The organism is Gammaproteobacteria bacterium, from assembly GCA_009845905.1.
Lineage (GTDB): Bacteria > Pseudomonadota > Gammaproteobacteria > Steroidobacterales > Foliamicaceae > Foliamicus.
On the sequence record VXYS01000004.1, the window covers coordinates 301,860 to 327,665 of the forward strand.

Annotated in this window: 26 protein-coding genes and 1 tRNA gene; 4 read left to right on the plus strand and 23 right to left on the minus strand. The window is 67.3% G+C overall.

The genetic code is table 11. The features are described from left to right. Positions 1-7 precede the first annotated feature (7 nt). The 3 genes from hisH to hisF are packed head-to-tail and all read left to right on the plus strand — an operon-like array spanning position 8 to position 2,075. Positions 8-601, plus strand: a complete 594-nt coding sequence (hisH, locus tag F4036_02885) for an imidazole glycerol phosphate synthase subunit HisH (GenBank protein ID MYK36685.1) — start codon at positions 8-10, stop codon at positions 599-601. Then, entirely contained in the window at positions 592-1,326 is a 735-nt protein-coding gene (locus tag F4036_02890; GenBank protein MYK36686.1) for a 1-(5-phosphoribosyl)-5-[(5-phosphoribosylamino)methylideneamino] imidazole-4-carboxamide isomerase, read from the plus strand. Before hisH ends, F4036_02890 begins: the two co-directional genes overlap by 10 nt. Next, entirely contained in the window at positions 1,308-2,075 is a 768-nt protein-coding gene (hisF, locus tag F4036_02895; protein MYK36687.1) for an imidazole glycerol phosphate synthase subunit HisF, read from the plus strand. The genes F4036_02890 and hisF overlap by 19 nt, the downstream gene beginning before the upstream one ends. 95 nt (positions 2,076-2,170) lie before the next feature. On the opposite strand, the gene hisE is transcribed toward hisF, so the two are convergent. The 23 genes from hisE to F4036_03010 all read right to left on the minus strand — a co-directional run bounded on the left by hisE (position 2,171) and on the right by F4036_03010 (position 24,479). Next, positions 2,171-2,578 carry a phosphoribosyl-ATP diphosphatase gene (gene hisE / locus F4036_02900; protein MYK36688.1) on the minus strand — a complete coding sequence of 136 codons (408 nt, stop codon included), beginning with the start codon at positions 2,576-2,578 and terminating at the stop codon, positions 2,171-2,173. Further along, the gene (locus F4036_02905) at positions 2,470-5,058 is read right to left on the minus strand and encodes a bifunctional aspartate kinase/diaminopimelate decarboxylase (GenBank protein MYK36689.1); all 2,589 of its coding nucleotides are present in this window, start codon (positions 5,056-5,058) and stop codon (positions 2,470-2,472) included. The genes hisE and F4036_02905 overlap by 109 nt, the downstream gene beginning before the upstream one ends. Further along, the gene (locus F4036_02910; GenBank protein ID MYK36690.1) at positions 5,055-6,461 is read right to left on the minus strand and encodes an FAD-binding oxidoreductase; all 1,407 of its coding nucleotides are present in this window, start codon (positions 6,459-6,461) and stop codon (positions 5,055-5,057) included. Before F4036_02910 ends, F4036_02905 begins: the two co-directional genes overlap by 4 nt. Further along, positions 6,458-7,600, minus strand: a complete 1,143-nt coding sequence (locus tag F4036_02915) for an AI-2E family transporter (GenBank protein ID MYK36691.1) — start codon at positions 7,598-7,600, stop codon at positions 6,458-6,460. Before F4036_02915 ends, F4036_02910 begins: the two co-directional genes overlap by 4 nt. Then, positions 7,556-7,632: transfer RNA gene (locus tag F4036_02920), tRNA-Pro, on the minus strand. The genes F4036_02915 and F4036_02920 overlap by 45 nt, the downstream gene beginning before the upstream one ends. A 34-nt stretch (positions 7,633-7,666) precedes the next feature. Next, a complete protein-coding gene (locus F4036_02925; protein ID MYK36692.1) occupies positions 7,667-8,020 on the minus strand; it encodes a MerR family transcriptional regulator in 354 nt (117 codons plus the stop codon). Next, positions 8,007-8,312 carry an integration host factor subunit alpha gene (locus F4036_02930; GenBank protein MYK36693.1) on the minus strand — a complete coding sequence of 102 codons (306 nt, stop codon included), beginning with the start codon at positions 8,310-8,312 and terminating at the stop codon, positions 8,007-8,009. Before F4036_02930 ends, F4036_02925 begins: the two co-directional genes overlap by 14 nt. Further along, positions 8,309-10,342: a phenylalanine--tRNA ligase subunit beta gene (gene pheT, locus F4036_02935; protein ID MYK36694.1), complete on the minus strand. Its 2,034-nt coding sequence runs from the start codon at positions 10,340-10,342 to the stop codon at positions 8,309-8,311. Before pheT ends, F4036_02930 begins: the two co-directional genes overlap by 4 nt. Then, on the minus strand, positions 10,339-11,325 hold the full coding sequence (gene pheS, locus F4036_02940; protein ID MYK36695.1) for a phenylalanine--tRNA ligase subunit alpha: 987 nt from the start codon (positions 11,323-11,325) through the stop codon (positions 10,339-10,341). Before pheS ends, pheT begins: the two co-directional genes overlap by 4 nt. 40 nt (positions 11,326-11,365) lie before the next feature. Then, positions 11,366-11,716 carry a 50S ribosomal protein L20 gene (gene rplT, locus F4036_02945; protein MYK36696.1) on the minus strand — a complete coding sequence of 117 codons (351 nt, stop codon included), beginning with the start codon at positions 11,714-11,716 and terminating at the stop codon, positions 11,366-11,368. A 16-nt stretch (positions 11,717-11,732) separates the two neighbouring features. Continuing rightward, positions 11,733-11,930, minus strand: coding sequence for a 50S ribosomal protein L35 (gene rpmI, locus F4036_02950; GenBank protein MYK36697.1), 198 nt, complete (start codon positions 11,928-11,930; stop codon positions 11,733-11,735). Between the two features lie 25 nt (positions 11,931-11,955). Further along, positions 11,956-12,483, minus strand: coding sequence for a translation initiation factor IF-3 (gene infC / locus F4036_02955; protein MYK36698.1), 528 nt, complete (start codon positions 12,481-12,483; stop codon positions 11,956-11,958). 50 nt (positions 12,484-12,533) lie between these two features. Beyond that, positions 12,534-14,429 (minus strand): threonine--tRNA ligase, encoded by a 1,896-nt coding sequence (thrS, locus tag F4036_02960; GenBank protein ID MYK36699.1) that lies wholly within the window; start codon positions 14,427-14,429, stop codon positions 12,534-12,536. Between the two features lie 124 nt (positions 14,430-14,553). Next, on the minus strand, positions 14,554-15,033 hold the full coding sequence (locus tag F4036_02965; GenBank protein ID MYK36700.1) for a hypothetical protein: 480 nt from the start codon (positions 15,031-15,033) through the stop codon (positions 14,554-14,556). A gap of 102 nt (positions 15,034-15,135) precedes the next feature. After that, entirely contained in the window at positions 15,136-16,014 is an 879-nt protein-coding gene (locus F4036_02970; GenBank protein MYK36701.1) for a DUF1838 domain-containing protein, read from the minus strand. 3 nt (positions 16,015-16,017) lie between these two features. Then, entirely contained in the window at positions 16,018-16,821 is an 804-nt protein-coding gene (locus tag F4036_02975) for a hypothetical protein (GenBank protein ID MYK36702.1), read from the minus strand. 46 nt (positions 16,822-16,867) lie between these two features. Next, positions 16,868-17,689, minus strand: coding sequence for a cyclase family protein (locus F4036_02980; protein ID MYK36703.1), 822 nt, complete (start codon positions 17,687-17,689; stop codon positions 16,868-16,870). Beyond that, positions 17,653-18,381, minus strand: a complete 729-nt coding sequence (locus F4036_02985; protein MYK36704.1) for an SDR family oxidoreductase — start codon at positions 18,379-18,381, stop codon at positions 17,653-17,655. Before F4036_02985 ends, F4036_02980 begins: the two co-directional genes overlap by 37 nt. Then, a complete protein-coding gene (locus tag F4036_02990) occupies positions 18,378-19,628 on the minus strand; it encodes an SDR family NAD(P)-dependent oxidoreductase (GenBank protein MYK36705.1) in 1,251 nt (416 codons plus the stop codon). Before F4036_02990 ends, F4036_02985 begins: the two co-directional genes overlap by 4 nt. Positions 19,629-19,631: 3 nt before the next feature. Beyond that, the gene (locus F4036_02995; GenBank protein MYK36706.1) at positions 19,632-20,795 is read right to left on the minus strand and encodes a thiolase family protein; all 1,164 of its coding nucleotides are present in this window, start codon (positions 20,793-20,795) and stop codon (positions 19,632-19,634) included. Between the two features lie 82 nt (positions 20,796-20,877). Further along, positions 20,878-22,506: an ATP-dependent acyl-CoA ligase gene (locus F4036_03000; protein MYK36707.1), complete on the minus strand. Its 1,629-nt coding sequence runs from the start codon at positions 22,504-22,506 to the stop codon at positions 20,878-20,880. 20 nt (positions 22,507-22,526) lie between these two features. Further along, positions 22,527-23,015: an aromatic-ring-hydroxylating dioxygenase subunit beta gene (locus tag F4036_03005; GenBank protein ID MYK36708.1), complete on the minus strand. Its 489-nt coding sequence runs from the start codon at positions 23,013-23,015 to the stop codon at positions 22,527-22,529. Positions 23,016-23,147: 132 nt separating this feature from the next. Then, entirely contained in the window at positions 23,148-24,479 is a 1,332-nt protein-coding gene (locus F4036_03010) for a Rieske 2Fe-2S domain-containing protein (GenBank protein MYK36709.1), read from the minus strand. Positions 24,480-24,585: 106 nt separating this feature from the next. Between F4036_03010 and F4036_03015 the strand changes: the two genes are divergently transcribed. After that, positions 24,586-25,803: a serine hydrolase gene (locus F4036_03015; GenBank protein MYK36710.1), complete on the plus strand. Its 1,218-nt coding sequence runs from the start codon at positions 24,586-24,588 to the stop codon at positions 25,801-25,803. Positions 25,804-25,806 lie beyond the last annotated feature (3 nt).

Sequence of the window (25,806 nt, forward strand, 5' to 3'; positions counted from 1 at the left end):
CACGGACGTGGCCCTGGTTGACTGCGGCGGGGCCAACATTGCATCGCTTCGATTCGCCCTTCAGCGTCTGGGCGTGGAAGGGCACTTCACGCGGGACGCCGGCCGGATCAAAGCCGCGGAACGCGTGCTCCTGCCGGGCGTCGGCGCCGCCGGGGCCGGCATGGGCAGGCTGGCCGGCGCGCACCTCCTGGAGCTCATACCCCGACTGACGCAACCGGTGCTGGGCATCTGCCTGGGAATGCAGTTGCTCTATGAAGTGTCCAGCGAGGACGATACGCCCTGTCTTGGCGTCATTCCCGGACAGGTTGACCTGCTCGAAGCCTCCCCCGAGCATACGATCCCGCACATGGGATGGAACCAGGTGGGACGGCGAGCGGAATCGCGCCTGTTCGACGGAATCCCGGACGGGTCCTGGTTCTACTTCGTGCACAGTTACGCCGCCCCGCCCGGTGAACATTGCATCGGCGATACCGAGCACGGCCGCCGCTTCGCCTCGGTCGTGAACAAGGACAATTTCTTCGGTGTGCAGTTCCATCCGGAACGGTCCGGGCAACACGGCCAGCGGCTGCTGAAGAACTTTCTTGAGCTTCCGTGGAACTGATCCCTTCCATCGACCTGATGGGCGGCCAGGTGGTGCGGCTGCATCGCGGGCGCTTCGATGACGCGGTGTTCTATTCGAGGGAAGCACTGGGGCTGGCCCGAACCTGGTCCAGCCTGGGCGCGCGCAGCCTGCACGTGGTCGATCTGGACGGCGCCCGCTCCGGCCGCCGGGAAAACGCCGACACCATTGCGCGCGTGGTGGAAGCGACAACGCTTTCAGTACAGGTCGGCGGCGGTATTCGCGACGACGAATCACTCGAAGCGGTCTACGAAAGCGGCGTCCGGCGGGCCGTATGCGGCAGTGCGCTGGCGGAAGATCCGGCGCGGGCCGGGCGCTGGGTGGAGCGGTATGGGCCGGACCGGCTGGTGGCGGCGCTCGATGTGCGCTCCGGCAGCGAGCCCGAAGTGCTGACCCGGGGTTGGGTCCGGGAGAGCGGCCGCTCGCTGTGGGAACTGCTGGAACTGCTGCTGGACCAGGGCTACCGGTGGTTTCTTTGCACCGATGTCGATCGCGACGGCATGCTGAGCGGCCCGAACACGGACCTGTACGCGGAGTGCGTCCGCAGGGCGCCCCAGGCCTCGTTCATCGCCTCCGGCGGCGTATCGCGCGCGGACGACCTTGAGGCGCTGGCCGGCACGGGGGTGGCGGCCGCGGTCTCCGGCAAGGCCTTGCTGGAAGGGCGCATCAGCGCCGAGGAAGCGGAGCGGTGCTGGCGCGGCGGATAATCCCCTGCCTCGACGTGCGCGACGGCCAGGTGGTCAAGGGCGTGCGTTTCCGCGAGCACCGCGTGATGGGCGAGATCATGGAGCTGGCGCGCCGCTACCGCGAGGAACACGCCGACGAGGTCGTGTTCTACGACATCACCGCAAGCCCGCACGGCCGTTCCGTGGACCGGAGCTGGATCCTGCGCGTGGCCGACGTCCTGGACATTCCCTTCTGCGTGGCCGGCGGCATTCGCGACGTCGCCGGGGCCGAGGAAGTGCTGATGAACGGCGCCGACAAGATTTCCGTCAACAGTCCCGCGCTGGCCGACCCCGACCTGATCGGCGAACTGGCCCGGCGGTTCGGCTCGCAGTGCGTGGTGGTGGGAATCGACAGCAGCGGCGGCAACGGCCGCTGGCGCGTGCACGAGCTGACCGGCGACCCCTCGCTCAGCCGCGAAGCGGGCCGCGACACGCTGGACTGGGTCCGCGAAGTGCAGGACCGCGGCGCGGGCGAAATCGTGCTCAACTGCATGAACATGGACGGCGTGCGCCAGGGCTATGACATCGAGCAGCTTTGCGCGGTCCGCGAAAGCTGCCGCGTTCCGCTGATCGCCTCCGGCGGCGCGGGAGCGCCGGAACACTTCGTCGAAGTCTTTCGCCGGGCGCGGGTGGACGGCGCGCTCGCCGCGACCGTGTTTCACTCCGGTCAGATCGCAATCCCCGACCTCAAGAACTATCTGGCTGCCCGCAACGTAGCCGTGCGCGACTGACGATTTCGCTTCCTGGGAGCGAAGGCGTCTCGCCTTCGTCGAGGGCGGGACGCCCTCGCTCCCAGGGTAACGGCGAGGCCCTCTTTCCCAGGGGGTCAGCGGCGGGAGCGCAGTTCCTCCAGGACTTCGGCCAGCGACACGCCGGCGCCTTCGAGCAGGACCAGCAGGTGATAGAGCACGTCCGCCGCCTCCGCGCGCACCGCCCGCGGGTCGCCGGCGGCGGCCGCGAGCGCCAGTTCCACCGATTCCTCGCCGAATTTCTGGGCCACCCGCTGAATGCCCTCGCCCAGCAGCCTCGCGGTGTAGCTTTCCTGCGGCGCGGCCTCCGCGCGCGACCGGATTACCGCCTCCAGCTCCAGCAGGAAATCCGCCGATGCCCCGTTTCCTTCATTGCTCACGCGATCACCTCCTCCGCCGCGGGTTCCCTCAGGTTGTAATTCGAGGCCATCACACGGCCGTAGGCGCCGGCGTTGGCGAACAGCAGCACGTCGCCCTCGCGGCACTCGGGCAGCATGCGGTCGCGGGCCAGCACGTCGCCGCTCTCGCAGATCGGGCCCACCACGTTGACCAGCCGCGTCGCCGGCTCGTCCAGCCGGGTGAGGTTGTGCACCTCGTGATAGGACCCATACAGCGCCGGTCGTATCAGCGAGTTCATTCCGGTCTCCACGCCCACATATCGGGCGCCGCTCTTGCCCTTGACCTGGGTCACGCGCGCCAGCAGCACGCCGGCCTCGGCCACGACGTAGCGGCCGGGCTCGAGCCAGAACTCCAGTTCCCGGGGCGCGCCTTCGCGGCAGCGCGCCAGGTTGGCGTCCAGCTCCGCGAGGTCCAGGCCCTGCTCGCCGCCGTGCTGGGGCACGCCCAGCCCGCCGCCGAGATTCACCACGCGTGCATCCGGAAAGTGCTCCAGGCACTCCAGCAGCGTCTCGGCTATCGGGGCCCATGCGCCGGGATCCATCACGCCGCTTCCCATGTGGGCGTGCAGCCCGATGACCCGTGCGCCCGCATCGGCGGCGGCCCTGGCGGCCCGCTGCACTTCAAACAGCGGCACGCCGAACTTGGAATGCACGCCGGCCGTGCGCACATGCCGGTGCAGTCCGCGCCCCACGCCGGGGTCCAGTCGAAGGAACAGGTCCCTTCCGGCGAAAAGTTGCGGCCAGTCGCGCAGCACGCCCAGGTTGTCCACGGTCAACTGAACGCCGGCCTCCAGCGCTTCGGCGTACTCGGACCGAGCCGCGAAATTCGGCGTGAACAGGATGCGACCGGGGTCGTGATCCGGGAACAGCTCGCGCAGCAGCCGGACCTCGCCGGGCGATACGCACTCGAACTCCAGACCGCTGTCGCGAACGCGCCGCAGCACGCCGGGGTTCGAGTTGGCCTTGATCGCGTAATAGACGCGGTCTATCGATTCAAGCCCATTGAGCCGCTGCGCCTGCGCCGCGACCCGCTCGAGGCTGTAGGCGTAGGTCGCGCCGCGCTCTTCGGCCAGCTTGAGCAATTCGCCGCGCCGTTCGGCCCACCAGGGCGCATCGGCGCCGGCGGGCGCAACCGGAGTCGCCTGCGTCAGTTCCTCCCAGGCGGGGCCGAACAGCTCGTCGCCGTCATCCGGCACGATCAGCCGCCCGTGCAAACGCTGCGCAAGGCGGCGGGCCTGCGCCGGCTCCACGACGAAGCTGATGTTCAGGTCGCTGGCCGCCTGGCTCAAGAGATGAATGGGCTGCTCGCGAAACGCTTCCAGCGCCGGCCCAACCTCGTGCAGCACCGCGCGGATGCGCCTTCCGACCAGGGTCACGACGCTGGTATTGGTCGTGATGGTCACCTGGCCGATGCGCTCCAGTTGCGACCGCAGACGGTCCATCAGCGCCGGCGTCAGCACTTCGGGGTCGGTGTCCAGCGTGACCGTCACGTTGCTCTCGGACGTGGAAACCAGGTCCACCGAAAGCCCGAGGTCGCCGAAGCAGGTGAATACCTCCTTGAGAAACCCGACACGGCGCCACATCCCCAGCGTTTCCAGCGAGACCAGCGGCACGCCGCCGTGCAGCATGACCGCCTTGACCTGCGCGCTGTCGGACTCCTCGGCCGGCCCCACGGCGGTGCCGGGCAGTTCGGGGTGCAGCGTCGAACGCACGGTCATGCCGATCCGGCTTTCGCGCAGCGGGGCGATCGACAGCGGGTGCAGCACGCCGCCGCCGGATGTGGCGATCTCCTGCGCTTCGGCGTAGCTGAGCCTGCGCAACAGCCTGGCGCCGCTGATTTCCCGCGGATCGGCGCTGAATATCCCGGGCACGTCGGTCCACATTTCCAGCCGCAGGGCGCCAATGGACGCGGCCAGCGCGGCCGCCGATACGTCGGAACCCCCCCGGCCCAGCAGCACTTCCTCGCCCTCGGCATTGCGGGCTATGAATCCCTGCGTCAGCGGCACGCCCGGAAGGCTTTCGAGCAATGCGGCCGCTTCGGGATCGGGATCGTGTGCGCACACCGCGTGCAGCATGGAGTCGCGTTCGCTGGCCCAGTCCCGCGCCTCGGCCCGCAACAACTTCGCGGGATTCACCGGGGATATCGAGATGCCCTTGAGCTCCAGCGCGGCGGCCCCAAACCGCCCGGCCAGCCGCTCGCCCAGCGCCAGCACCTTGACCCGGGCCCGGTAGCCTGCCTCGCCGGTCAGGGCGATGCCGCGAAGCAACTGCGCCAGGTTCTCCAGTTCCGGTCGCAGGCAGCCGTCCGGGTCTTCGATATTCATTTCCCGGGCCAGTTCGCGGTGGTGGTCGCCCAGCTCCCGCTCGAGGCCGGCGTGCTCGTTGCGGCGCGCCAGTTCGATCAGGGCTTCCAACTGGTCGGTAACGCCGGCCACGGCCGAGTGCACGACGATGGGCCGCACCCCCTGCTTGAGGCGGCGATGCACGAGGCGCGCGACCGTGTCCCAGCCGGCCGCCGTCGCCACGCTGGCCCCGCCGAACTTCAGCACTACCCAGGACGCGCTCATGCGCTCAATACCTTGCCGGGATTCATGATCCCGCGCGGATCCATGGCGCGCTTGAGCGCGCGCATCAACTCAAGCTTGACGGGATCGCCAAGCCGTTCCAGTTCGTCCTTCAGCATCAGGCCCACGCCGTGCTCGGCGCTGAAGCTGCCGTCCATCGACCATGCCAGTTCCCGGAGTTCGGCGCTGAGCGGCCGGCCCTGCTCCAGGAACCGCTCCGGATCGACGTCCGGCGGACAGGGAACGGAGTAATGCAGGTTGCCGTCGCCCACGTGTCCGAACGGAACGGGCTCGGCGCCCGGGAAGTGCTTGCGGCACACCTCCAGCGCCGAATCGAGGAAGCCGGCAATGCGTTCGGGCGGCACGGCCAGGTCATGGCGCAGCGCCGGTCCGGACAGGCGCACCGCCTCGGGAACGCCATGGCGCAGGCGCCAGATCGCCTCGCGCTGCGCCTCGCTGACCGCGCATACGGCATCGAGCAGCTCGCCCCGCTCGCGGGCGTCTTCCAGGAACCCGGCCAGGCGCTCGGCCAGCAATTCTTCCGGTCCCGCTCCGGCCGCCTCGACGCAGAGCAGCCAGGGCGCATCGATGTCCCCCGGAATCGGAACCCCGTCCAGGTGCACCCCGCACAATTGCGCCGCGCCGCGTGATATCAGCTCGAAGGCGTTGAGCTCCTCGCCCAGCGCCGACTGCGCGCCGCGAAAGAGCTCAACCGCCTGATCGGCCCCGGACACGCCCAGAAGCGCGGTAATCCGGACCTGCGGCCGCGGGTACAGGCGCAGCGCGGCCGCGGTGATCACGCCCAGCGTGCCTTCCGAGCCGATGAAGAGCTGCTTGATGTCGTAACCGGTGTTGTCCTTGGCCAGCGGCTTCAGGTCCGACAGCACCCGCCCGTCCGGCAGCGCGACCTCCAGCCCCAGCACCATCTCGCGCGCCATGCCGTAGCGCAGCACGTGAATGCCGCCGGCGTTGGTGGACAGCACCCCGCCCAGCTGGCAACTGCCTTCCGAACCCAGGCTCAGCGGAAAGAGGTAGCCCGCCTCGTCGGCTCGTTCCTGCAGCGTGGCCAGCACGCAGCCGGCCTCGGCGGTCAGGCAGCCGGCGCCCAGGTCGCGCACCCGCCTCTGGCGATGCAGGCTCAGCAGTATCTCGTTCGCTTGCGAATGGGTGCCGCCGCAAAGACCGGTGCGGCCGCCCACCGGCACCACGCCGACGCCCCGCCTGTTGCAGCAGGCCAGAACGGCGGCAGTTTCACCGGCGCTGCCCGGAGCAACCAGCAGCCGCGACTCGCCGTGGTAGCGCCCGCGCGGCTCCTCGAGATACGGCTCAAGCAGTGCAGCGTCGGCGACGCAGTTCCGCCCGCCGACGATCGAGGCAAGCTCCTGATGGACGGTGCGCGTGTTCATGGCTCATCCCGGTTTTCCGCCGGCGAGAATTCCTCTTCGAAAAGCCGCCAGGAAACAAGGAACAGCGCCGCCAGGACCGGCCCGATGACCAGCCCGGAGAACCCGAACACCGACAGCCCGCCCAGCGTGGCCAGCAGCACCAGGTAGTCGGGCAGCCGCGCGGTCCGGCCCACCAGTATCGGCCGCAGCAGGTTGTCCGCCAGACCTACGACCAGCACGCCGACGATCACGAGGATCAGGCCCTGGATCCACATGCCGGATGCGAACAGCCAGATGGCAATCGGCGCCCACACCAGGCCGGGGCCGACCGCCGGAATAACCGACAGCACGCCCATCAGCACGCCGAGCAGAACCGGGCTGCCGATGCCCAGCAGCGCCAGCGTGACGCCCCCGAGTCCGCCCTGCACGGCGCCGATCACGATCAGCGAGGTCACGCTCACCCTGGACACGGTCGCGAACTGACCGAGCAGTTCGTATTCGCGCTCGTCGCCCAGCGGCAGGATGCGGACCAGCGTATCGACGAGCTTTTCGCCGTCGCGCAGGAAGAAAAACAGCAGGTACAGCATTACCGCCAGTTGCAGCAGCAGCTTCAGCGCACCTTGTCCGGCGGCCACCAGGCCGGTGGCCGCGAAGCGGGCCGCGTTGCCCACCATCGAAGTCAGCCCGGAACGCATCTTCTCGAAGTCCAGGCCGAAGTTGTCCAGGATCTCGCGCACCCAGGGCAGCCAGGCGCCGACCGTATCCAGGACCGCTCCGGGGTCCAGCGCGCCCCCTTCGACAGCGGCGTAGAACTCGCTGGATTCGCGCACCACAGCCCATCCCAGCAGCAGCACCGGCGCCACAACGCCGGCCAGCACGACCAGGAGAACCGCAGCCGCGGCCAGCGATCGCCGGTTCCAGAGCCGTGGTATCAAGCGCGCATACAGGCCGTGGAAGAGAATCGCCAGCACCACCGCCCAGAAGACCGCCAGCAGGAGGTCGGCGAGCAGCAGGATGAACGCCGCGGTGACCGCGGCGACCAGCAATAACAGGGAACTGCGCTGAAGGGTCTGGCCCATGACTGGAACTGGTGAACTAGGTCGGCAAAACGAAAATGGTCGGGGCGAGAGGATTTGAACCTCCGACCACCTGCACCCCATGCAGGTGCGCTACCAGACTGCGCCACGCCCCGGACCGGGTGCAGATTCTATCGCGTGGCGGCCGCGCTATCGCAGCAAACGGTGCAACTCCTCCAGTTCGACCCGCATCTGGCGAACGAATTGCTTCATGTGACTCTGGTCCTGGCGCGAATCCTCGCCCTCCAGGCGCTGCCGGGCGCCGGCCAGCGTATAGCCCTCGACCTGCAGCAGATGCCGGATCTGGCGGATCAGCATGATGTCCTGCGGCTGGTAGTAGCGGCGTCCGCCGCGTCGCTTGGTGGGGTTGAGTTGCGGAAATTCCTTTTCCCAGTAACGCAGCACATGTTGTTCCACCTGGCACAGCGCGCTGGCCTCGCCGATGGTGAAGAGGCGTTTCGCCGGAATCGGCGGCAGCTTCAGGTCCCGGTCAATCTGGTCCAGCACCCGCTTCCACCAGTTGCCTCAGTTTCTGGCCCGCGGAAAAGGTCACTACCCTGCGCACGCTGATCGGAATGCTTTCCCCGGTGCGCGGATTGCGCCCCGGCCGCTCGCCCTTGTCGCGCAGATCGAAGTTGCCGAAACCCGAGATCTTCACGCGGTTGCCGCCCACCAGCGCATCGCTGATGCTCTCGAAAACCGCGTTGACGACCATCGCGCTTTCCTGCTTGCTCATGCCGATATTGGCGTGCAGGGAGCTGACAATCCCGGCCCGGGTAAGCATGTTTCGTTTCATTGCCGAACGCTGACCCCAAACTTCTCCACCAGAAGCGAAACGGCGTCCGCAACGGCCCGGTCCACTTCCGCGTCCGTTAGTGTGCGCGAAATTGACTGAAAAATCAAGCCTAAACCCACGCTTCTTGCATCAGAGTTCAAACTCTTGCGATCCTCGTAAACATCAAAAACGATCACTTCGCGCATCCATTCGCCCGCTTGCGAGCGGATCGCGCCGAGCAGGTCGCCGACTTGCACCGACGGCGGCGCAACCAGGGAAAGGTCTCGGCGCACGGCGGGGAAACGGGAAACCTCGGTCACCCGGGCCGCATCGGAATCGAGCGCCGCGTCCAGGCGCAGCGCAAACAGTTGGGGCGCCGGTCCCCCGTCGGCAAGCTCCGGATGCAGCTCGCCCACCCAGCCCACTTCGTCCTCGCCGCGAAGGACCCGCACCGAACGTCCGGGACGAAGGCCGGGATGCCCGGCGGCCCGGAAATCGAACTCGCGGTCCGGGCCGTCCAGGGCCAGGATGGACTCGACGTCGCCGCGGGCATCGAAGAAGTCCGCATCGCGCCGGCGTGCGCCCCACTGTTCCGGCATCGCGCCGCCGGCCAGCAATCCCGCCAGCCAGGTTTCCTCGCGGATGTCGACGGGCTTGCCGGAAAAGCAGACGCCGATTTCGAACAGCCGGGCGTCCGTCGTCCCGCGGTCGCGATTGGTCCGGTAGTTGCGCAGCAGCCCCGGCCACAGCGACCGGCGCAGCACCGAAAGTTCTCCGGACAGCGGATTGGCCAATTCGATTTCCTGCCCGCCGGAATGAAACGGTTTGTGCGATTCCTCGTCGAGGAAGCTGTAGTTCAGGCACTCGTGGTAGCCGCGATCGACCAGCAGCGCCCGCACCCGGTCGGGATCGACCTGCCGCTCGGTGGACGCGGAGGGATGCGCGCTCCAGTTCGCCGGCGTCTCGGGAATGTTCTCGTAGCCGTGAACGCGCGCGATTTCCTCCACCAGGTCCGCCTCCTCGGCCAGGTCGAACCGGAACGACGGCGGCTTGACCCGCCAGCCCGCTTCGGTCTCCTCCACGGCCATGGTCAGCCGCCGCAGCATGGCGGACACGTCCCCGTCGGGCAACTCGACTCCCAGCAGCGCTGACAGCCGCCCGCGCCTCAGGTCGATCGCCCCGCGTTCCGGCAGGTGTTTCGCGGAGACCGAATCGATCACCGGCCCCGGCTTTCCGCCCGCCGCCGCAATGATCAGTTCGGTCGCCCGCTCGATCGCCTCGACCTGGCCGGACGGGTCCACGCCGCGTTCGAACCGCAGCGAAGCTTCAGTTTGCAGCCCCAGCCTGCGGGCCCTGCCCGCCACGGCGCCGGGAGCAAAGAACGCCGATTCCAGCAGAACGCCGGTCGTCCCGTCGCCCACCGCGCTGGCGAGCTCGCCCATGATCCCGGCGGCGGCGACCGCCTGCTTTTCGTCGGCGATCACCAGCACGTCGGATTCCAGCTTCAGTTCGGTCCCGTCCAGCAGGGTCAGCGATTCGCCCGGTTTCGCCCAGCGCGCGCAAAGATCGCCGTTCAGCCGTTCAAGGTCGTAGGCATGCATCGGCTGGCCCATCTCGAGCATCACGTAGTTGGTCACGTCCACGAGCAGGTGCTGCGGCCGTTCGCCGGCGGCGGCAAGACGCCTCCTGATGAAATCGGGCGTCTCCGCCCCGGGGTCGAGGCCCTCGATCACGCGGCCGGCGAAACGCGGGCAGGCCTCGGGCGCAACCAGCCCCAGTTCTCTCCGAACATCGATCGCGGCCGTCGTCTCCGCCACGTCCCGCGCCGACAGCGGCGCGGAAAACAATGCCGAAACTTCGCGCGCCACGCCGCGAACCGAGAAGCAGTCGGCCCGGTTGGGCGTCAACGCCAGTTCCAGGACGGCGGAACCGTCGGCACCGGATACCAGGTCGTCGACTTCCACGCCGGCCATCGTGAGCTGGTGCGCCAGGGCCTCGTCGCCGACCCCCGGATCGCACCACTCGCGCAGCCATGCCATATCGATCTTCATGGCGCGAACTGCCCCAGGAAGCGGATGTCGTTCTCGAAGAAGCGGCGGATGTCTTTGACGCCATAGCGCAGCATGGCCATGCGCTCCACGCCCATGCCGAACGCGTAACCCGTATAACGCTCGGGGTCCACGCCGCCGTGGCGCAATACCTCCGGGTGCACCATTCCGCAGCCCAGGATCTCCAGCCAGCCGCCGTCGCCCCAGCGCACGTCCATTTCCGCGGAAGGTTCGGTGAAGGGAAAGTACGAGGCGCGGAACCGCACCTCCACCTTGCGCTCGAAGAAGCGCTCGGCGAACTCGTGCAGCAGCGACTTCAGGTTCGCCAGGCTCACGCCCTCGTCCACCGCAAGTCCCTCGACCTGGTGGAAAACCGGCGTATGCGTCTGGTCCGAGTCGCGCCGGAACACCCGTCCCAGCGAGATGATCTTCAGCGGCGCGCCCTCGGCCAGCATCGACCGTATCTGCACCGGCGAGGTGTGCGTCCTGAGCAGCATGCCGGACGGCAGGTAGAAGGTGTCGTGCATGGCCCGGGCCGGATGGTTCTCGGGCATGTTCAGGGCCGTGAAATTGTGGAACTCGTCTTCCACCTCCGGACCCGACCGGGCGGAGAAACCGGCGCCGGTAAGGATGTCCCGCATCCTCCGGATCGTGCGCGTGACCGGATGACGGGCGCCGGGCGGAATGCCGCGGCCCGGCAGCGTCACGTCGATGCCGCCCTCGCTCAGTTCCTCGTCAAGCCGGCGCTCGCTCAGGGCCCGCTTGCGCCCCGCGATCGCGGCGCTGATCGCGTTCTTGGCTTCGTTGACCGCCTTGCCCGCCGCGGGACGCTCCTGCGGCGGCAGCGAACCCAGCGCCTTCAGTTGCGCGGTGATCTCGCCCTTGCGCCCCAGCAGCCGGACCCGGAGCTCTTCCAGCGCCTCCGGCGTGGCGGCGGATTCGATCTCCGCCAGCGCTTCGCGCGCCCTGTCCTGAAGATCCCCCATGACGGCCGTACCCAACGGCTATCCGGACATCAGCAGCGGATCAGGCCGCCGCCGCGCGCTTCGCCAAATCGGCAAACGCCTCCCGGTAATGCACCGCGATATGGGCCAGGACCTTCCGGTCCAGTTCGATTTCCGCCTTTCGCAATCCGCTCATGAAACGGCTGTACGACATCCCGTGCTGCCGCGCCGCGGCGTTGATGCGCATGATCCACAGCGCGCGGAAATTGCGCTTGCGCTGACGCCGGTCCCGGTAGGCGTACTGGCCGGCCTTGGTGACGGCCTGGCGCGCCACCCGGTAGGAGCGGCTGCGCGCGCCCTGATAGCCCTTGGCCTTCTTCAGGACTTTCTTGTGCCTTGCATGCGTCGTGACGCCACGTTTGACCCTGGCCATAGTGAATTTCTCCGGCTTATGCGTAGGGGAGAAGCCGCTTGGCGTTCTCCACGTCCGCTTTCGCCACCGTGGCGGGAGAGCCCAGCTTGCGCTTGCGCTTGCTGCTCTTCTTGGTGAGGATGTGGTTGAGGTGCGAGCGGGCGCGCTTGAACGAGCCGCCCCCGGTGCGCCTCAGGCGCTTGGCCGCGCCGCGATTGGTTTTCTGCTTTGGCATATCGTCTCTCGGGCTCTCTATCGGCTCAATTCTTCTTGCGCGGCGCCATCACCATCGTGAGCTGCCGCCCTTCCAGTTTCGGCTCCTGTTCCACCAGCGCGACTTCGCTCAGGTCCTCGCGCACCCGCTCCAGCAACTTCGCGCCCAGGTCCTGGTGCACCATTTCCCGTCCACGGAAGCGCAGGGTGATCTTGGTCTTGTCGCCGTGCTCCAGAAACCGCAACACGTTGCGCAACTTGACGTCGTAATCACCCTTGTCCGTGCCGGGACGCAGCTTGATCTCCTTGACCTGAATCTGCTTCTGCCGCTTCCTTGCCGCGTGCGCCCGCTTGTTCTGCTCGAATACGTAGCGTCCGTAGTCGAGTATCTTGCAAACGGGAGGGGTGGCGTTGGGGTCCACTTCAACGAGGTCGAGACCTCGCTCCTGGGCGGTACGAAGCGCATCCTCGCGATTCATGACGCCGATCTGCTTGGAATCCTCGCCGATTACGCGAAGCTCGTAGGCTTCGATCTCCTCGTTGCGAAGAATCCGCTTCTTTTGAGCGATATTGATATCCTCCGGGCAGCTAAGTTCTCATCAACGCCTTGCGGAGCGCCCGGTCCTCAAGCCGCTGTCCTGGCCATGAAATCATCTAGAGACATGGCGCCGAGATCGCCGTCCTCGCGGGACCGCACGGCTACGGTGCCCTCCCTGGCCTCACGATCACCGATCACCAGGAGGTAGGGAACACCCTGCAAAGTGTGGTCGCGGATTTTATAGCCTATCGTTTCGCTTCTCAAGTCGGCATCGGCGCGCAATCCCGCGTCCTGCAAGGCATTCAGCACCTGCCGGGCATAGGCCTCCTGGCGCTCGGTAATGGCCAGCACGACCGTCTGCACCGGCGCCAGCCAGAACGGAAACTTGCCCGCGTAATGCTCGATCAGGATGCCGAAGAAGCGCTCCAGCGATCCCAGCAGGGCCCGGTGAATCATGATCGGCCTGCGCCGCGCTCCGTCGGCGGCGACGTATTCCAGTTCGAAGCGCTCCGGCAGATTGAAGTCGAGCTGCACGGTCGAGCACTGCCACTCGCGGCCGATGGCGTCGCGAATCTTGATGTCGATCTTGGGTCCGTAGAAGGCGCCTCCGCCCGGATCGACCTCGTAGCCCATCCCCTTCTCGTTGAGGGCCGATTCCAGCGCGGCGGTCGCCCGGTCCCAGATTTCCGGCGTGCCGACGGCCTTCTCGGGCCGGGTCGCCAGCACGACGTTGAGTTCCTCGAAACCGAACGCCCCGAACAGCTCCAGCGCCAGGTCCAGGATCCGCAGGATCTCGTCGGCAATCTGGTCCTCGGTGCAGAAAATGTGGGCGTCGTCCTGGGTGAAGCCGCGCACCCGCATCAGTCCGTGCAGCGCACCGGACATCTCGCGCCGGTAAACGGTACCCAGTTCCGCCCAGCGCATCGGCAGTTCGCGGTGCGAGCGCAGCCGGTTGCGGTAGATGAGGATATGAAACGGGCAGTTCATGGGCCGTAACTGGTAGCCCCTGCCCTCCTCCTCCACCGGCGAATACATCGACTCGCGGTAGAAGTCGGTGTGGCCGGAGCGGTCCCAGAGGTCCTCCAGCGCGATGTGCGGCGTGTACAGCAGCTCGTAGCCGGCCTGCTCATGCCGCTCGCGCCAGAAATCCTCGATCACCCGGCGGATGCGGGCGCCTTTCGGATGCCAGAAGACCAGGCCGCCGCCGGCGTCCTCCTGGATGCTGAACAGGTCGAGATCGGTCCCGATGCGCCGGTGGTCGCGCTTTGCCGCTTCCTCCAGGCGCCTGAGGTAGGCCTTGAGCGACTTCGAATCGGCCCAGGCGGTGCCGTAGATGCGGCGCAGCTGCTCGTTCGACGAATCCCCGCGCCAGTAGGCGCCGGCGGTGCGGGTCAGCTTGAACGCCTTGAGGTGCCCGGTGGACGGCACGTGAGGGCCGCGGCAGAGGTCCTTCCATTCGCCCTGGCCGTACAGCGTGATGGCCTCGTCCTCCGGAATGCCGGCGATGATCTCGGCCTTGTAGTGTTCGCCGATGGACCTGAAGAACTCCACCGCGTCGTCCCGGGCCAGAGTCTCCCGGGACACGGGCAGGTCGGCCTTCGCCAGTTCCTTCATGCGCTTTTCGATGCTCACGAGGTCTTCGGGAGTGAACCCGCGCTCGTAGGAAAAATCGTAGTAAAAGCCGTCCTCGATCACCGGGCCGATCGTGACCTGGGCGCCGGGGAACAGCTCCTGGACGGCCTGCGCCAGCAGGTGCGCGGTCGAGTGGCGCAGCACTTCCAGGCCGTCGGCGTCGCGGGCCGTCACGATCGCGACGTCGGCGTCGTTTACGATCCGGAAATCGGTGTCCACGAGCTGCCCGCCCACCCTTCCGGCCAGCGCCGCGCGCGCCAGGCCGGGGCCGATATCGGCGGCCACGTCGGCCACGCTGGGAGGCTCGTCGTAGGAGCGGCGGCTGCCGTCGGGAAGCGTTATTTCCGGCATCCGGCGATTGTACGCCGGTGCGCCGGCGCAGCTCGTTCCTTTGGCTGCGCCGGCGCTCGCTCGGGCCCCTGCGTCATGGGGCCCCGGGATCCCCCGCCGCTTCAGGGGGGAGGGAGGGGTCTATCTATTCGTCGGCGGCGGGGTTTTCGGATTGTTCCTGTTTGTAGCGATGCCGCATCATGCGCCGGGCCATGTCCCTTCTGCGCTCCATGCCGCGGCCCCAGCCTCTTCGCTCGGCGCCGCGCCGCATGGTCGCGCGCTCTCTCATGCCTTCGCGCATACCGGAGAGCTCGGCGTTCTGTTCTTCGGTCAGCACGGCGGACAGCCGTTCCCGGGTCGCCTCGTTGAGCGACCTGATCTGCTGCGACCGGGCCCGGCGTTGCTCGATGGCGGCCTTTCGCTCTTCCCTGGCCTGCTTCCTGAGTGCCTCGCGCTGCTCCTGCGCCTCGGCGAAGATCTCGTTGACCTGCGCCTTCTGCTCGTCATTCAACTCCAGCCTCTCGCCGAGCCACTCGGTCCGCTGGGCGGCAGGATCGTGGGCCTGGGCGGCCGTGGCGCCGAGCGCCAGGAACATGGCGGCGGACGTGGTCAGAATCTTCCTCATCGGTCTGTCTCCCTTCTTCAGGTCATGGCCGTAACGGCCCGTCTCGCTCTATGGATGCCGCAAATCGCAAGACGGTTGCGTTCGCGTTGAAACAGGCCCGGGTCAGTCTTCCGTGACGCGGCGCTCCTGCACCGTATCGAGATAGCCCGGCCCCCGGTCGAACTCGGGCGAGACGTCGAAAAGAGCGCTCCTCGCCCGGGCGTGGGCGATGTAGTCCTCGCCGAGGTCTTCGAGCGAGAACACCTTGGTGCTCTCGAAGTGCCAGACCATGTAGCCCTCCACGTCGGCCATGTCGAGCCAGCGGCTGAAGCTGCCGACGAACCAGCCGGTGCGCACGGCCGGAGACTGGACGGCGCTGCCGTCCAGGGCCACGTCGGCGGGTGCGAAGTAAGTGTGGGTTTCGAATATGGGCTGTGGCGCAAGCGGCGCGAACTTGTCGATTTCGAACAGGCGTATCGAACCGTTGTCCACCCGCCATTCCAGTTCCAGCGGCCGGTCGTCGTACATTTCCGGAAAGCGCTCCCGGCTGAACGGGAAGTAGCTGCCGTTGGGAGTGAATACCTCGCCGTCCCGGCGCCGCTGAACGGTCGGCTCAAGCGGGACGGTCCGACCCGTCAGCGGATTTTCAAAGGCATCGATGAAAGCGCCGGTGCCGGGATCGACGAAGAAATTGATGGACGAGGGAAAGCAGCGGTAGACTCCCTCCCCGTCGGGCCGCCACCAGGATCGCTGGCCGCCGCGGCTTTCGAGCAACGGCGTCACGCCTTCGGGGGTCAGGGCGAATATACGGCTGCCCCCCTGCCAGTAACTCTCCCCCCGGTCGGTGCGCCCGAGAATGCGCACCTTGGCGGCGTTCTGTTGGACCGGATCCGTCGGCAACTCCGGCGCGCTCCCGGCGGCGTGGGCCTCCCGCCAGGGCAGAACCGCGGGCCCCAGGCCCACGGCGGCAATCAACGCCGTCGCGTCCCGCCGTGTAACCACGTTTCAGGACCCCGTCTCGGTGATGTCCAGGCTGACCGTTTCGAAGATCGAGCCGTAGGCCGCGCCGAAAACCAGGTCCATGCGCAGCAGGATACGGTCCTCCTTGGTCAGCCACACCTTGGTGCCGCTCACCATCTCGAACTTGTCGGCCATGAAGGTCTTGCCGTCGGCGAGGGTGATCTCCTCCTCGCCGAGATACGTGTATTGAGACAGGGCGATCACGCCGACCATCGTGCCGTGCAGGGTGCCGCCCATCCAGTAGATACCGTGAGGCTGCTTGCCGGACACATCGAAGTCGTAGTGGAGGAAATGCAGCCCGTCGGCCGAGGCGGGACCGACGCCGATGGAATCCAGCCGGGCGAGGGCCTTTACTTCTTCCCGGATCATGCCCTCGCCCGCCCGTTCGAACTCGAGATCGGAAGCCGCCACGTCCACGCTGTCTTCGCGCTTCACGACATAGGCCGAGCCGATCACGCCGTCCCGGGTCCAGGTGTTGAGATAGGCCTCCCGCGTTTCGCCCTGCGGATCGACCCACACCATGGCGTGGCGGGCCTGGCCGAAGCGCATGTTGTCGGACACCACGTGCATGTAGCGGCTGCCGTCGCCGTGGAAATACATGGTCCAGTATTCGGTGGCGCAGCGGGCGTTGTCCCGCGACGGCTCCCGGCATTCGGTCGTGCCCCGGGCAATTTTGACGATGCCCGGCGAGCGGTCTTCGGGCTCGATGATTTCAACCTGGGCCGGTGCGTAAACGGGCGCCGAAAGAAGCGCCATGAAAACGAATGCGCTGAGAAATTGAGGACGCATGGACAGGGTTTCCTCCGTCGGTGGAATTGGCGGCGCAAGCCGCGCGTTATGCGGGAGCGGGGATGAGGGCGAGAACACGCAGGGGGCTGCCGGAACCTTCTTCCAGCTTGAGCGGCGCCGTGAACAGGACGGCGCCGGTGGGCGGCAGCCGGTCCAGGTTGTTCAGGCACTGCAGGCCGTACTTGCCGGCGCCGTGCATGTAGTAATGGCACGGGTAGGGCGGGTTCAGGCGTTGCGCCTGGCCGCTGTCGGTGCCGATGGTCTCGGTGCCGAAACCCAGCACGTCGCGCTCGTCGACCAGGAAGCGCACGCAATCCACGCCGGGACCCGGCGTGTGCTGGCCGATCTCGTCGTAGTTCTGAAACGCCACCGGATCGTTGACCCGGCGCGCCCAGCCGGTGCGCATCAGCACCCAGGCGCCCGCCGGTATCCGGCCGTGACCGGCCTCCCATTCCTCCAGCCGCTCGCGGGTCAGCAGGAAGTCGGCGTCGCGCTCCGCGTCCGCGGTGCAATCCACCACGCAGGCCGGTGCGATCATGTGCTCGGGCGGAATCGTATCCACCGAATTGTTCGGCAACTCGCGCCCGGAAACCCAGTGGATCGGCGCATCGAAGTGCGTACCGGTGTGCTCGCACAGCGTGAAGTTGTTCCAGTACCAGGCGGGGCCGCGGCCGTCGTAGCGGGAAATCTCCTCGCTCCGGTACGGCAGCGCCTGGCCCATTTCCGGCGGCAGGCTGAGCTGCGGAAAGGAGGGACTCAGCGTGTGCGTAAGGTCGACGACCCTGAGCTTGTCGTCGGCGATTCCCGCCAGCAGGTCCTGGAGCAGTCCGTTCACAGCGTCAGTGAACCTACCGAGGTGCCGCCGCAAACGTAGAGCGCCTGCCCGGTCACGAAGCCATTGCCGCGGTCGAGGAAGAACAGGGCGGCGCGGGCGACGTCATCGGGACGGCCCAGCCGCCCGATCGGAATCGACGAAGCCACCTTGCCGGCGCGTTCGCTGCCCGGACGCACGACGTCGTCGAACATTTCGGTCTCGGCGATCGGCCCCGGCAGAATGGCGTTGGCCGTTACTTTCAGCGGCGCCAGTTCCAGCGCCCAGGTGCGCGCCAGGCCCAGCATGCCCGCCTTGGTGGACGCGTAGGCGGTGCGTTTGGCCAGCCCCACGACCGCGCGGCTGGACATCAGCACGATCCGGCCCCAGCCGGCGTCGCGCATGCAGTCGAGACTGGCCTGCACCATCGCTACCGCGGCGCCCATGTGCAGGCGCGCCAGCGCGTCCATGTCTTCCTGCGTGACTTCCGGCAGCGGCCGCTCGCGGATCACGCCCGCGTTGTGCACCAGGCGGTTTGCCGGAACGCTGCCTGCGGCTTCATCGAAGGCCTGCCGGGTCGCTTCGGGATCGGTGAGATCGACCGCTATCGATTTCACCGCGGCCGAGTCGGTCGCGGCGGGCCGGCGAGAGAAGCAGATCACTTCGCTGCCCTGTTCCACCAGCATGTCCACGAGACAGGCGCCAATGCCGGAGCTCGCGCCCGTCAGCCACACCCGGTCCCCGCTCATGCGGTTTGCGACTCCAGCGCCAGTTCGCGCTCCAGCACCTTGGGGTTGTCCTTCCATCGCTCCAGCCATTCCTTCGCCACGTCCCCCGGAAACAGGTCCTCGACGCCGTCGCGCAGTCCCTGAACGACGTCCCTCGCCAGCCGTTCCGGCGCCAGCTTTGGGGGCGGCAGCGTCTGGTTCCATTCCTCGTCGATGGGGCCGGGGAAAACGTTCACGACCCGGATTCCGGCGTCCTGCATCTCCGCGCGCAGGCACTGGGACAGCGACAGCGCCGCCGCCTTCGAGGCCGAATACGTGCCCTGCGGCGGGTAGTTGCTCAGCGCATAGACGCTCAGCACGTTTACCCATGCCGTGGCCGCCGCGCCGCCGTCCGCGCCGCGCGAGCGCATTGCCGGGCCGAAAGCCTGGGCCAGGCGCAACAGCCCCAGGTAATTGACTTCCATTTCGCGCCGGGCCAGCTCCGCCCCGCCACTGCCTTCAATGCCCTGGGTCCGGTGCACCTCGGCATTGTTGATGAGAATGTCCACCCGCCCGCCGATCTCCGCGCCGATGCGCTTGATGCCGCGTTCGTCGGTCAGGTCCAGAGGTATTACGGTGACCTGATCCAGCTTCTCGATGGCATCCTGGCCCGCATACTTCTTCCAGGGCTCGGCCTGGCCCACCCAGATGACGGACGCGCCGGCCGCCGCGAGCTCCCGGACCAGAGCCTGGCCGACCCGGCTCTTGCCGTCGGTCACCAGCACCTTGCGGTGTTCGGGGTCGCAGGAAAATTCCCCGTGACGTGGATCCGTGCTCATGTCTCCCAGTTCGTCCGCGGGGAGCGCCACCAGCACGCCTCGGCCCGCCTTGTCCAGTTTAGCCGTAACGCGGACGGCGGCGGGCGGCGGCGGGCAATCGCGGTGCAGGTGCGCGACGACCACCGGCCCTTCCGCGAGCCGTGTCAATCCCAGTCTCCAGGGCAGGCGCTCGCGATAGAAAGGATCGTTGCTGTGGTGCAGGGTCGTGTGCGCCAGCAGCTCGCCGCGGCCCGACATCGGCGTCCAGAGCAGCTCCTCGGAGAGGCACGCCCGGCAACTGTCCGCCGGCGGGTACTGCACCTGGCCGCAGGACTCGCAACGCTGCAGCGCAAACCGCCCCTCCGCCGCCTGCGCCGTCAGGCCCAGTGCCGTGCGGCTGCGCGGCATCGGCGGCGTCAGCGGCTGCCGCGTGCGCAGGATGGGGTTCTTGAGGCGGGGTCTGGCGCGCATGGCTCAGGAGCGGGCAAGGACCGCGGCGGCGCTGCACAGGCCGCGGTCGTAGTTGATCATGCCGAAACCGGAAACCGCGCCATGCCTGGCGTCGGCAACCTGCTTCCCCAGCGGGCGTCCAAGGAGCTGGCGCAATGCCTCCACCAGCCCAAGGAACCCGCCGGCGGCGCCCGCCTGGCCCATCGACAACTGGCCGCCGCAGGTGTTCAGCGGACAGTCGCCGTCATGAGCGAATTCATGCGCGCGAATGAAAGCCGCGCCCTCGCCGGACGGACAGAAGCCCAGTTCCTCGATCTGCATCAGCGTGATCACCGGGTAGTCGTCATAAGCCTGGAAGAAATCCATGTCGCCCGGGCCCACGCCCGCCTGCGCCCAGAGTTCGTCGCGGTCCAGCGCCCAACCCCCGCACACCTGCACCGGGTCGTCGGGAAAGGCGTTGTGCCGCTCGATCGCGCCGAGCAGCCGCACGGAGTCCAGACCCAGAGCCTCGGCGCGCTCCGCCGTCATGACCAGGTAGCCGTCGGCCCCCGCGCAGGGCATGACGCAGTCGAACAGGTGCAGCGGTTCGGCTATGACCCGCGCGCCGAGGTAGTCCTCAAGATCGAGCGGCTTGCGCAGCAGCGCATAAGGGTTGTCCATGGCGTTGCGCCGCTGGGCCACGCACAGCTTGCCGAAGTCCTCCCGCTCGACGCCGTACTGCCGCATCCACCAGTCGGTGATGAAGGCGAAGCTGGCGTTGGGGCCGCCCGATCCGTACGGATAGACGGCGTCCTGGGCGAACCGGCTGAAGGTGGAAAGCGTGCGCCGGAACGTGTCCACGTGATTGGTGTCGCCGGCGATACAGGCGACGATCTCCGCGTCGCCCGCCTGCACCGCGCGGGCCGCCCGCCGAAGACAGACGACGCCGGAGGCGCCTCCCATGGGCACGTGGTCCAGCCAGCGCAACGACATGCCCAGGTGCTGCGTCAGGCCCACGGCGGTGTCGGGGCCCAGCGTGAAGCTGGATATGCCCAGGCCGTCAATGTCGTCTTTCTTCAGCCCGCTGTCCTTCAGCAGCGCCGCCAGCGCCCGGGCGATCCACCAGTGCGCGTCGCGCGTGGAGTAGCGCCGGTACGGAACCGTCACCGGCGCGACCAGCGCAACGCCTTCGTAATCGTGCCGGCTCATGCGGCCCCAGGAGGGTAGGCCTCTCGCCTTCCCCAAGGGCGGGACGCCGCGGGGGTCATGCCCTCGCTTCCCAGGGGGCCGATCATGCGGCCCTCGACGGAACTGGGCGTTTCAACTTGCGCGTGTCCACGCAGTCGCCGCGGTCCAGCAGGTCCGCGGCCAGTGATTTCAGCGCCGCCCGGTCGAGCTTTTCCGTTGCGGTGTGGGGCAAGGCATCCGCAAACGCGACGTACCCGGGCGCCTTGAAGTAGGCGAGCCGCTTCAGGCAGTAGCGCACCAGCTCTTCCGCCAGCGCCCGCGCATCGCCGGAGTCCGCGCTCCCGCCCTTCAGCCGGATGCAGGCAAACACCTCGTCTCCGCGGATTTCGTCGGGCGCCGCCACGACGCCCGCTTCGGCGACGGCATCATTCTCGGCCAGCACCCCTTCGACCTCCACGGCGGCGATGTTCTCGCCGCTGCGCCGGATCATGTTGCTCTTGCGGTCGATGAAATGCATGTCGCCGTCGGCGTCGCGCGCCACGATGTCGCCGGTATGGAACCATCCGCCCTCCCAGGCGGCATCGGTGGCCGCGGCGTCCCTGAAATAACCCGAGAAAAAGCCCCCCCGCGGATCGTCGCCCGCATGGCGCACCCACAACTCGCCCGGTTGATCCACGTCCACTTCGTTGGCCCGGTCATCCACGATGCGCACGTCCACCGCCGGCAAGGGACGGCCGAAGCAGGCGGTTCCCTGCTTGCGCGGCTCCCGGTTTGCGATGATCGCGGCGCTCGCGCCCGTCTCGGTCATCGCCCAGGCCTCCACAAGCGGAAACCCGAAGCGCTCCTCGAACGGCACGTGCTGGCGGCTGCCCACGCCGGCGCCGAACCCGAAACGCACGCCGTGGCGCCGCTCGGCCGGGTCCTCGTCCAGCTTGAGCAGGATCGCCGGCATCACGCCCAGGTAATGGACGATCGTCGCACCGGATTCCCTGACTTCCCGCCACCAGCTTCGCGGATGGAAACGGTCCAGCGGCACGATGCAGCCGCCGTTGACCAGCATGACCATGGTCGAGCAGGCCATCGCATTCATGTGGTGCATCGGCAGTGGCGTGATCAGGCAGTCGCCGCCCGCGTCCAGCGCGCACAAACCGCCCAGCGCCGTGTACCAGTCCCCGATCATCGTGAAATAGCGGTTGCTGAGCATGCAGCCCTTGGGCCTGCCGGTGGTCCCCGAGGTATACAGGAGCGCGCATTCGCGATCGGCCGGATTCTCGGGCTGCCGCCCGCCCCCGGGCCGCGACGGCAGCTTTGGTATGTCCTCGCCCGGCGCGCATACCGGCACCTTCAGTCCTTCCGCTCGCAACACCTCCCGCAGTGCGTCCACCCGTTCCGGCAACGCGATCACGAGCCGTGCTTCGCTGTGCGCCAGCGCGTAGCCAAGCTCGGCCGACCGCCAGGCCGGATTCAGCGGCGCGGCTGATATTCCCAGCGCATTCAGCGCCAGCCAATGCAGGAACATTTCCGGGCGGTTCTCCAGCAGCAGCGCGACGCGTTGCGAACCGCCGTCTGCGATTCCGGAGAATCCGGCGATCAGCGCCTGCGTGCGTTCCCAGGCTTCGGCATAGCTCAAGTCGCCCGCCTCGATGCCCGTCCGCTCGGCCGTGTCGCGCGTAATTCGAAGAAACGGCTTCCTGCCGTGCCGCTGCGCCGCGCCCTCCAGGACGCCGGCCACGGTGCCCGGGGCTGCGACGCTCACAGGAAAAGCTGTATGGAAGGCAGCGCCGCGTCGCGGTTCAGCAATTCGATGCGCTTGACGGCAATCTTCAGACCTCCATCCTCAAGGCGAAGATCGTGGTGCGCCACGCCGCCCAGCATGAACTGCTCGTCCAGCCGCGTTTCGAGATAGATGAACGGCGTGCGCATTGCATATTCGCCGGCATCGTCGTCCCTCCCGACGAGTTCCGGGCGCTGCAGCACGTGCTGGCAGAAGCTCGGTTGCTGCTGCGAGTGCGACAGCGGGTTCTTCAACCGCTCGATTCGCACCTTCAGCAGAAACCGGTCCTCGCAGAACAGCGAAGTATGGCTGTGCGGGTCCGTCTGCCCGCGCACCAGCGGCATCCAGTACAGCGCGTCCTCCGCGAACAGCTCGTACCACTCGTCCAGCCGCTTCTCGTCGATCAGCCGCGCCTCCCGGTACACGAACCGCGCCAACTCCCCCGTCGTTGGAGGCGCCTTACTCATGGGATTGCGGAAAGGGAAGCCTGCTTTCTGTCCCTCCTGTACCGGGAGTGTCGGCGACAGGGATGTCGCCGCCAAGCCCCATGGATGGGTTCATGCGGCTCCCGGTACAGGAGGGACAGAAAGCAGGCGAGATCATTCGACGGCCTCGCCATGGGGAAGCATGTACTTGAGCCAGGCGCGGAACTGGCCGCGCATCGAGACTTCGCTGGTGCCGTTGTAAACGCCCGCGATGCCGTCACGCTCGGAGGGATCGTAGTTGCGGTGCAGGCTCACCCACTCGTTGCCCTGCGCGTGCAGTCCCTGCTGGATCTCGCTGTAGCAGTGCAGGTCGTCGTGCCCCACCACCGAGGTCGGCGCATTGATCAGCCGCGAATACGTCATCGTGCGCTTGAGCAGTTCCTCCGGAGCGCCCGCCAGGCGGAAAGTCCAGCTCTCCAGCACCGTCCTGTTGGCCGCCAGCGGCCGCGCGACGCGGATCGCCTGGATCGCGCCCTTGATCGTGAGGCTGGGGAAATAGACCGTGTTGTGGCGGTTCTCGCCGAGGATCGCATGCGCGCGTTCCTCGCCGTAGGCTTCGACCATCCGCCGCTCGTATTCCGGCTCTGCCGAATACTTCGAGTGAATCGAGAACTTCACGCCGGTATAGGAGTGGCCGTTCTCGTAGATCTTCACGCCCATGTTGTCGAAGAAGTCGTAGTCGTTGACGAAGGGCGCGAACTGCTGCACCACCATCGGCGGCTCCCCGCCGTCGCCCTCTTCCTCCCAGAGCCGCTTGGCGATGCCGGCCGACGACTGGTGCGCCACCATCGGGTGCATCGCGTCGTTCAGGTTCTCCACGAACATCTTCCAGTTGCAGTCGTGGTCGTAGCGCAGCACGCCGCCGGCGATCTCCAGCCGGCCCTCCGGCGAGCGGTCGGCCATGTTGTCGATCGAACTCAGGGAATCGCCGAAATAGTCGTGAAAGTCCGGCCCCTCGTTGCTCAGCCGCACGAACACGAAGCCCCGGTAGATTTCCTGATTGGGCACCGGCGTAAGCCCCTGCCAGTGGGCCGTTTCGGAAATGTCCGTTCCGCCGTAGCCGCCCTTCATCGGAACGGTCCTGAGGCTGCCGTCGAGGCGATAGGTCCAGCCGTGGTACGGGCAACGCAGCGTGCTCCCGCAGTTCCCTTCCACCGCGCTGACCACCCGGGTGCCCTTGTGCGCGCAGCGATTGAGGAACACCCGCACCTCGTCGTCGCGGCCCCGCAGCATCACCAGCGGCGATCCGGCGATGTCCGCCGTGTAGAAGTCGCCCGGCTTCGGCACCTGGCTGTCGTGACCCATGTAGATCCAGGTGTTGCGCCACAGGCGTTCCAGTTCCAACTCGTACAGCTCCTCGGATATGTACAGGTCGCGATGCACGGCGTCGGGCCGGACCAGTGCGCGCAGTGCGTCGCGGTTGCTGGCGTATGAACGGGCGGTCATCGTCGTTTGCGTATTGGCGTGAGGCGTAGATTCTAGCCCGCGCAGCCCTGGAGAATGCGTGGCGCTCCGGCGCGCCGGAGCACCGGCGATCGGCGAATTGGGGGATATGATTACGCGCTCGGCAGGGGTTGCAAACGGATTCGTGAAGAGATTGCTGCGCATCTTGGGACTGACCGTCGCCTGGGCGGTGGGCGGAGTCGTGGGGCTGGTCCTCCTGGTCGTGCTGGGCTTCCTGGCGGCCAAGCCGACCGAGACCATTCGCCTGCTCGGCCAGTTCGCCGGAAACCGTCCCGGTCATATGCAACGGGTCCCCGGCGCACCGGAGCAGCCGCTTCCCAAGGCCTCTTTCGGCGAACGGGCCCTGTCTGTCGAAAGCCTGCAGGCGGCCATGGATTACGGCGCCGAAACCGGTTCCGACGCTCTGATCGTCTGGCGCGGCGGCAGTATTCAGCTCGAGCACTATTACGAGGGCGCCGACGAAAACACGCTCACGTCAACCCAGTCCATGCACAAGTCGGTGGTCGCCCTGCTGGTGGGCGTTGCGATCTCCGATGGACACATCGGCTCCGCCGACGATCCGATCAGCCTTTATCTGCCCGAATGGGCCGGCGACGAGCGCGCCGCAATCACGATTCGCCAGGCGCTATGGCAAAGCAGCGGAATCGACTTCCCGACCTTCGCCTTCGGCAGCCTGGGGCCGATGATGGGCCTGCTGATCGGCCAGGACATGCGGCCGATCACGTTCGAGCAAAAGGCGGTGGAACCGCCGGTCACCAGTTTTGAATACAACAGCATCAACCCGCTGGTGCTGGGCCTGGTCATCGAGAACGCCACCGGTCGGCCGTACGCGGAATACCTGTCCGAAGCGCTGTGGAAGCCGCTGGGGGCGGGCGACGGCTGGGTGCAGATGGACACCGAAGGCGGCATGGCGCGCAGCTACTGCTGCCTGGACATACCGGCGCGCGGCTGGCTGCGGTTCGGCTTGCTGCACCTTGACAACGGCCGCGCGAACGGCCGCCAGATCGTGCCGGAGGACTGGATCGCGGCTGTCCGCACGCCCGGCCCGAACAATCCGAACTACGGTTTTCTGACCTGGCTGGGCACGGAACACGTGGAACAGCGTGCCTACAATTCAAAGGCCTCGCTGCGCGCCTACCACTCCGAAGCATTTGCAGCCGATGACGTGACCTATTTCGACGGCTTCGGCGGACAGCGCGTCTATATCATTCCGAGCGCCGACATGGTGATCGTGCGCACCGGCGCGCTTGCGACGGACTGGGACGATTCCCATCTGCCCAACCTGTTGCTGGCCGGGCTGCGCTGAAAG

What these genes read in the sequence shown, in the direction of transcription:
- F4036_02905 (MYK36689.1), bottom strand. Translation starts at nt 5,058, where the DNA reads ATGAGCGCGTCCTGGGTAGTGCTGAAGTTCGGCGGGGCCAGCGTGGCG.
- F4036_02910 (MYK36690.1), bottom strand. Translation starts at nt 6,461, where the DNA reads ATGAACACGCGCACCGTCCATCAGGAGCTTGCCTCGATCGTCGGCGGG.
- F4036_02915 (MYK36691.1), bottom strand. Translation starts at nt 7,600, where the DNA reads ATGGGGTGCAGGTGGTCGGAGGTTCAAATCCTCTCGCCCCGACCATTT.
- F4036_02930 (MYK36693.1), bottom strand. Translation starts at nt 8,312, where the DNA reads ATGAAACGAAACATGCTTACCCGGGCCGGGATTGTCAGCTCCCTGCAC.
- pheT (MYK36694.1), bottom strand. Translation starts at nt 10,342, where the DNA reads ATGAAGATCGATATGGCATGGCTGCGCGAGTGGTGCGATCCGGGGGTC.
- pheS (MYK36695.1), bottom strand. Translation starts at nt 11,325, where the DNA reads ATGGGGGATCTTCAGGACAGGGCGCGCGAAGCGCTGGCGGAGATCGAA.
- rplT (MYK36696.1), bottom strand. Translation starts at nt 11,716, where the DNA reads ATGGCCAGGGTCAAACGTGGCGTCACGACGCATGCAAGGCACAAGAAA.
- rpmI (MYK36697.1), bottom strand. Translation starts at nt 11,930, where the DNA reads ATGCCAAAGCAGAAAACCAATCGCGGCGCGGCCAAGCGCCTGAGGCGC.
- thrS (MYK36699.1), bottom strand. Translation starts at nt 14,429, where the DNA reads ATGCCGGAAATAACGCTTCCCGACGGCAGCCGCCGCTCCTACGACGAG.
- F4036_02965 (MYK36700.1), bottom strand. Translation starts at nt 15,033, where the DNA reads ATGAGGAAGATTCTGACCACGTCCGCCGCCATGTTCCTGGCGCTCGGC.
- F4036_02975 (MYK36702.1), bottom strand. Translation starts at nt 16,821, where the DNA reads ATGCGTCCTCAATTTCTCAGCGCATTCGTTTTCATGGCGCTTCTTTCG.
- F4036_02985 (MYK36704.1), bottom strand. Translation starts at nt 18,381, where the DNA reads ATGAGCGGGGACCGGGTGTGGCTGACGGGCGCGAGCTCCGGCATTGGC.
- F4036_02990 (MYK36705.1), bottom strand. Translation starts at nt 19,628, where the DNA reads ATGCGCGCCAGACCCCGCCTCAAGAACCCCATCCTGCGCACGCGGCAG.
- F4036_02995 (MYK36706.1), bottom strand. Translation starts at nt 20,795, where the DNA reads ATGAGCCGGCACGATTACGAAGGCGTTGCGCTGGTCGCGCCGGTGACG.
- F4036_03005 (MYK36708.1), bottom strand. Translation starts at nt 23,015, where the DNA reads ATGAGTAAGGCGCCTCCAACGACGGGGGAGTTGGCGCGGTTCGTGTAC.
- F4036_03010 (MYK36709.1), bottom strand. Translation starts at nt 24,479, where the DNA reads ATGACCGCCCGTTCATACGCCAGCAACCGCGACGCACTGCGCGCACTG.
- F4036_03015 (MYK36710.1), top strand. Translation starts at nt 24,586, where the DNA reads ATGATTACGCGCTCGGCAGGGGTTGCAAACGGATTCGTGAAGAGATTG.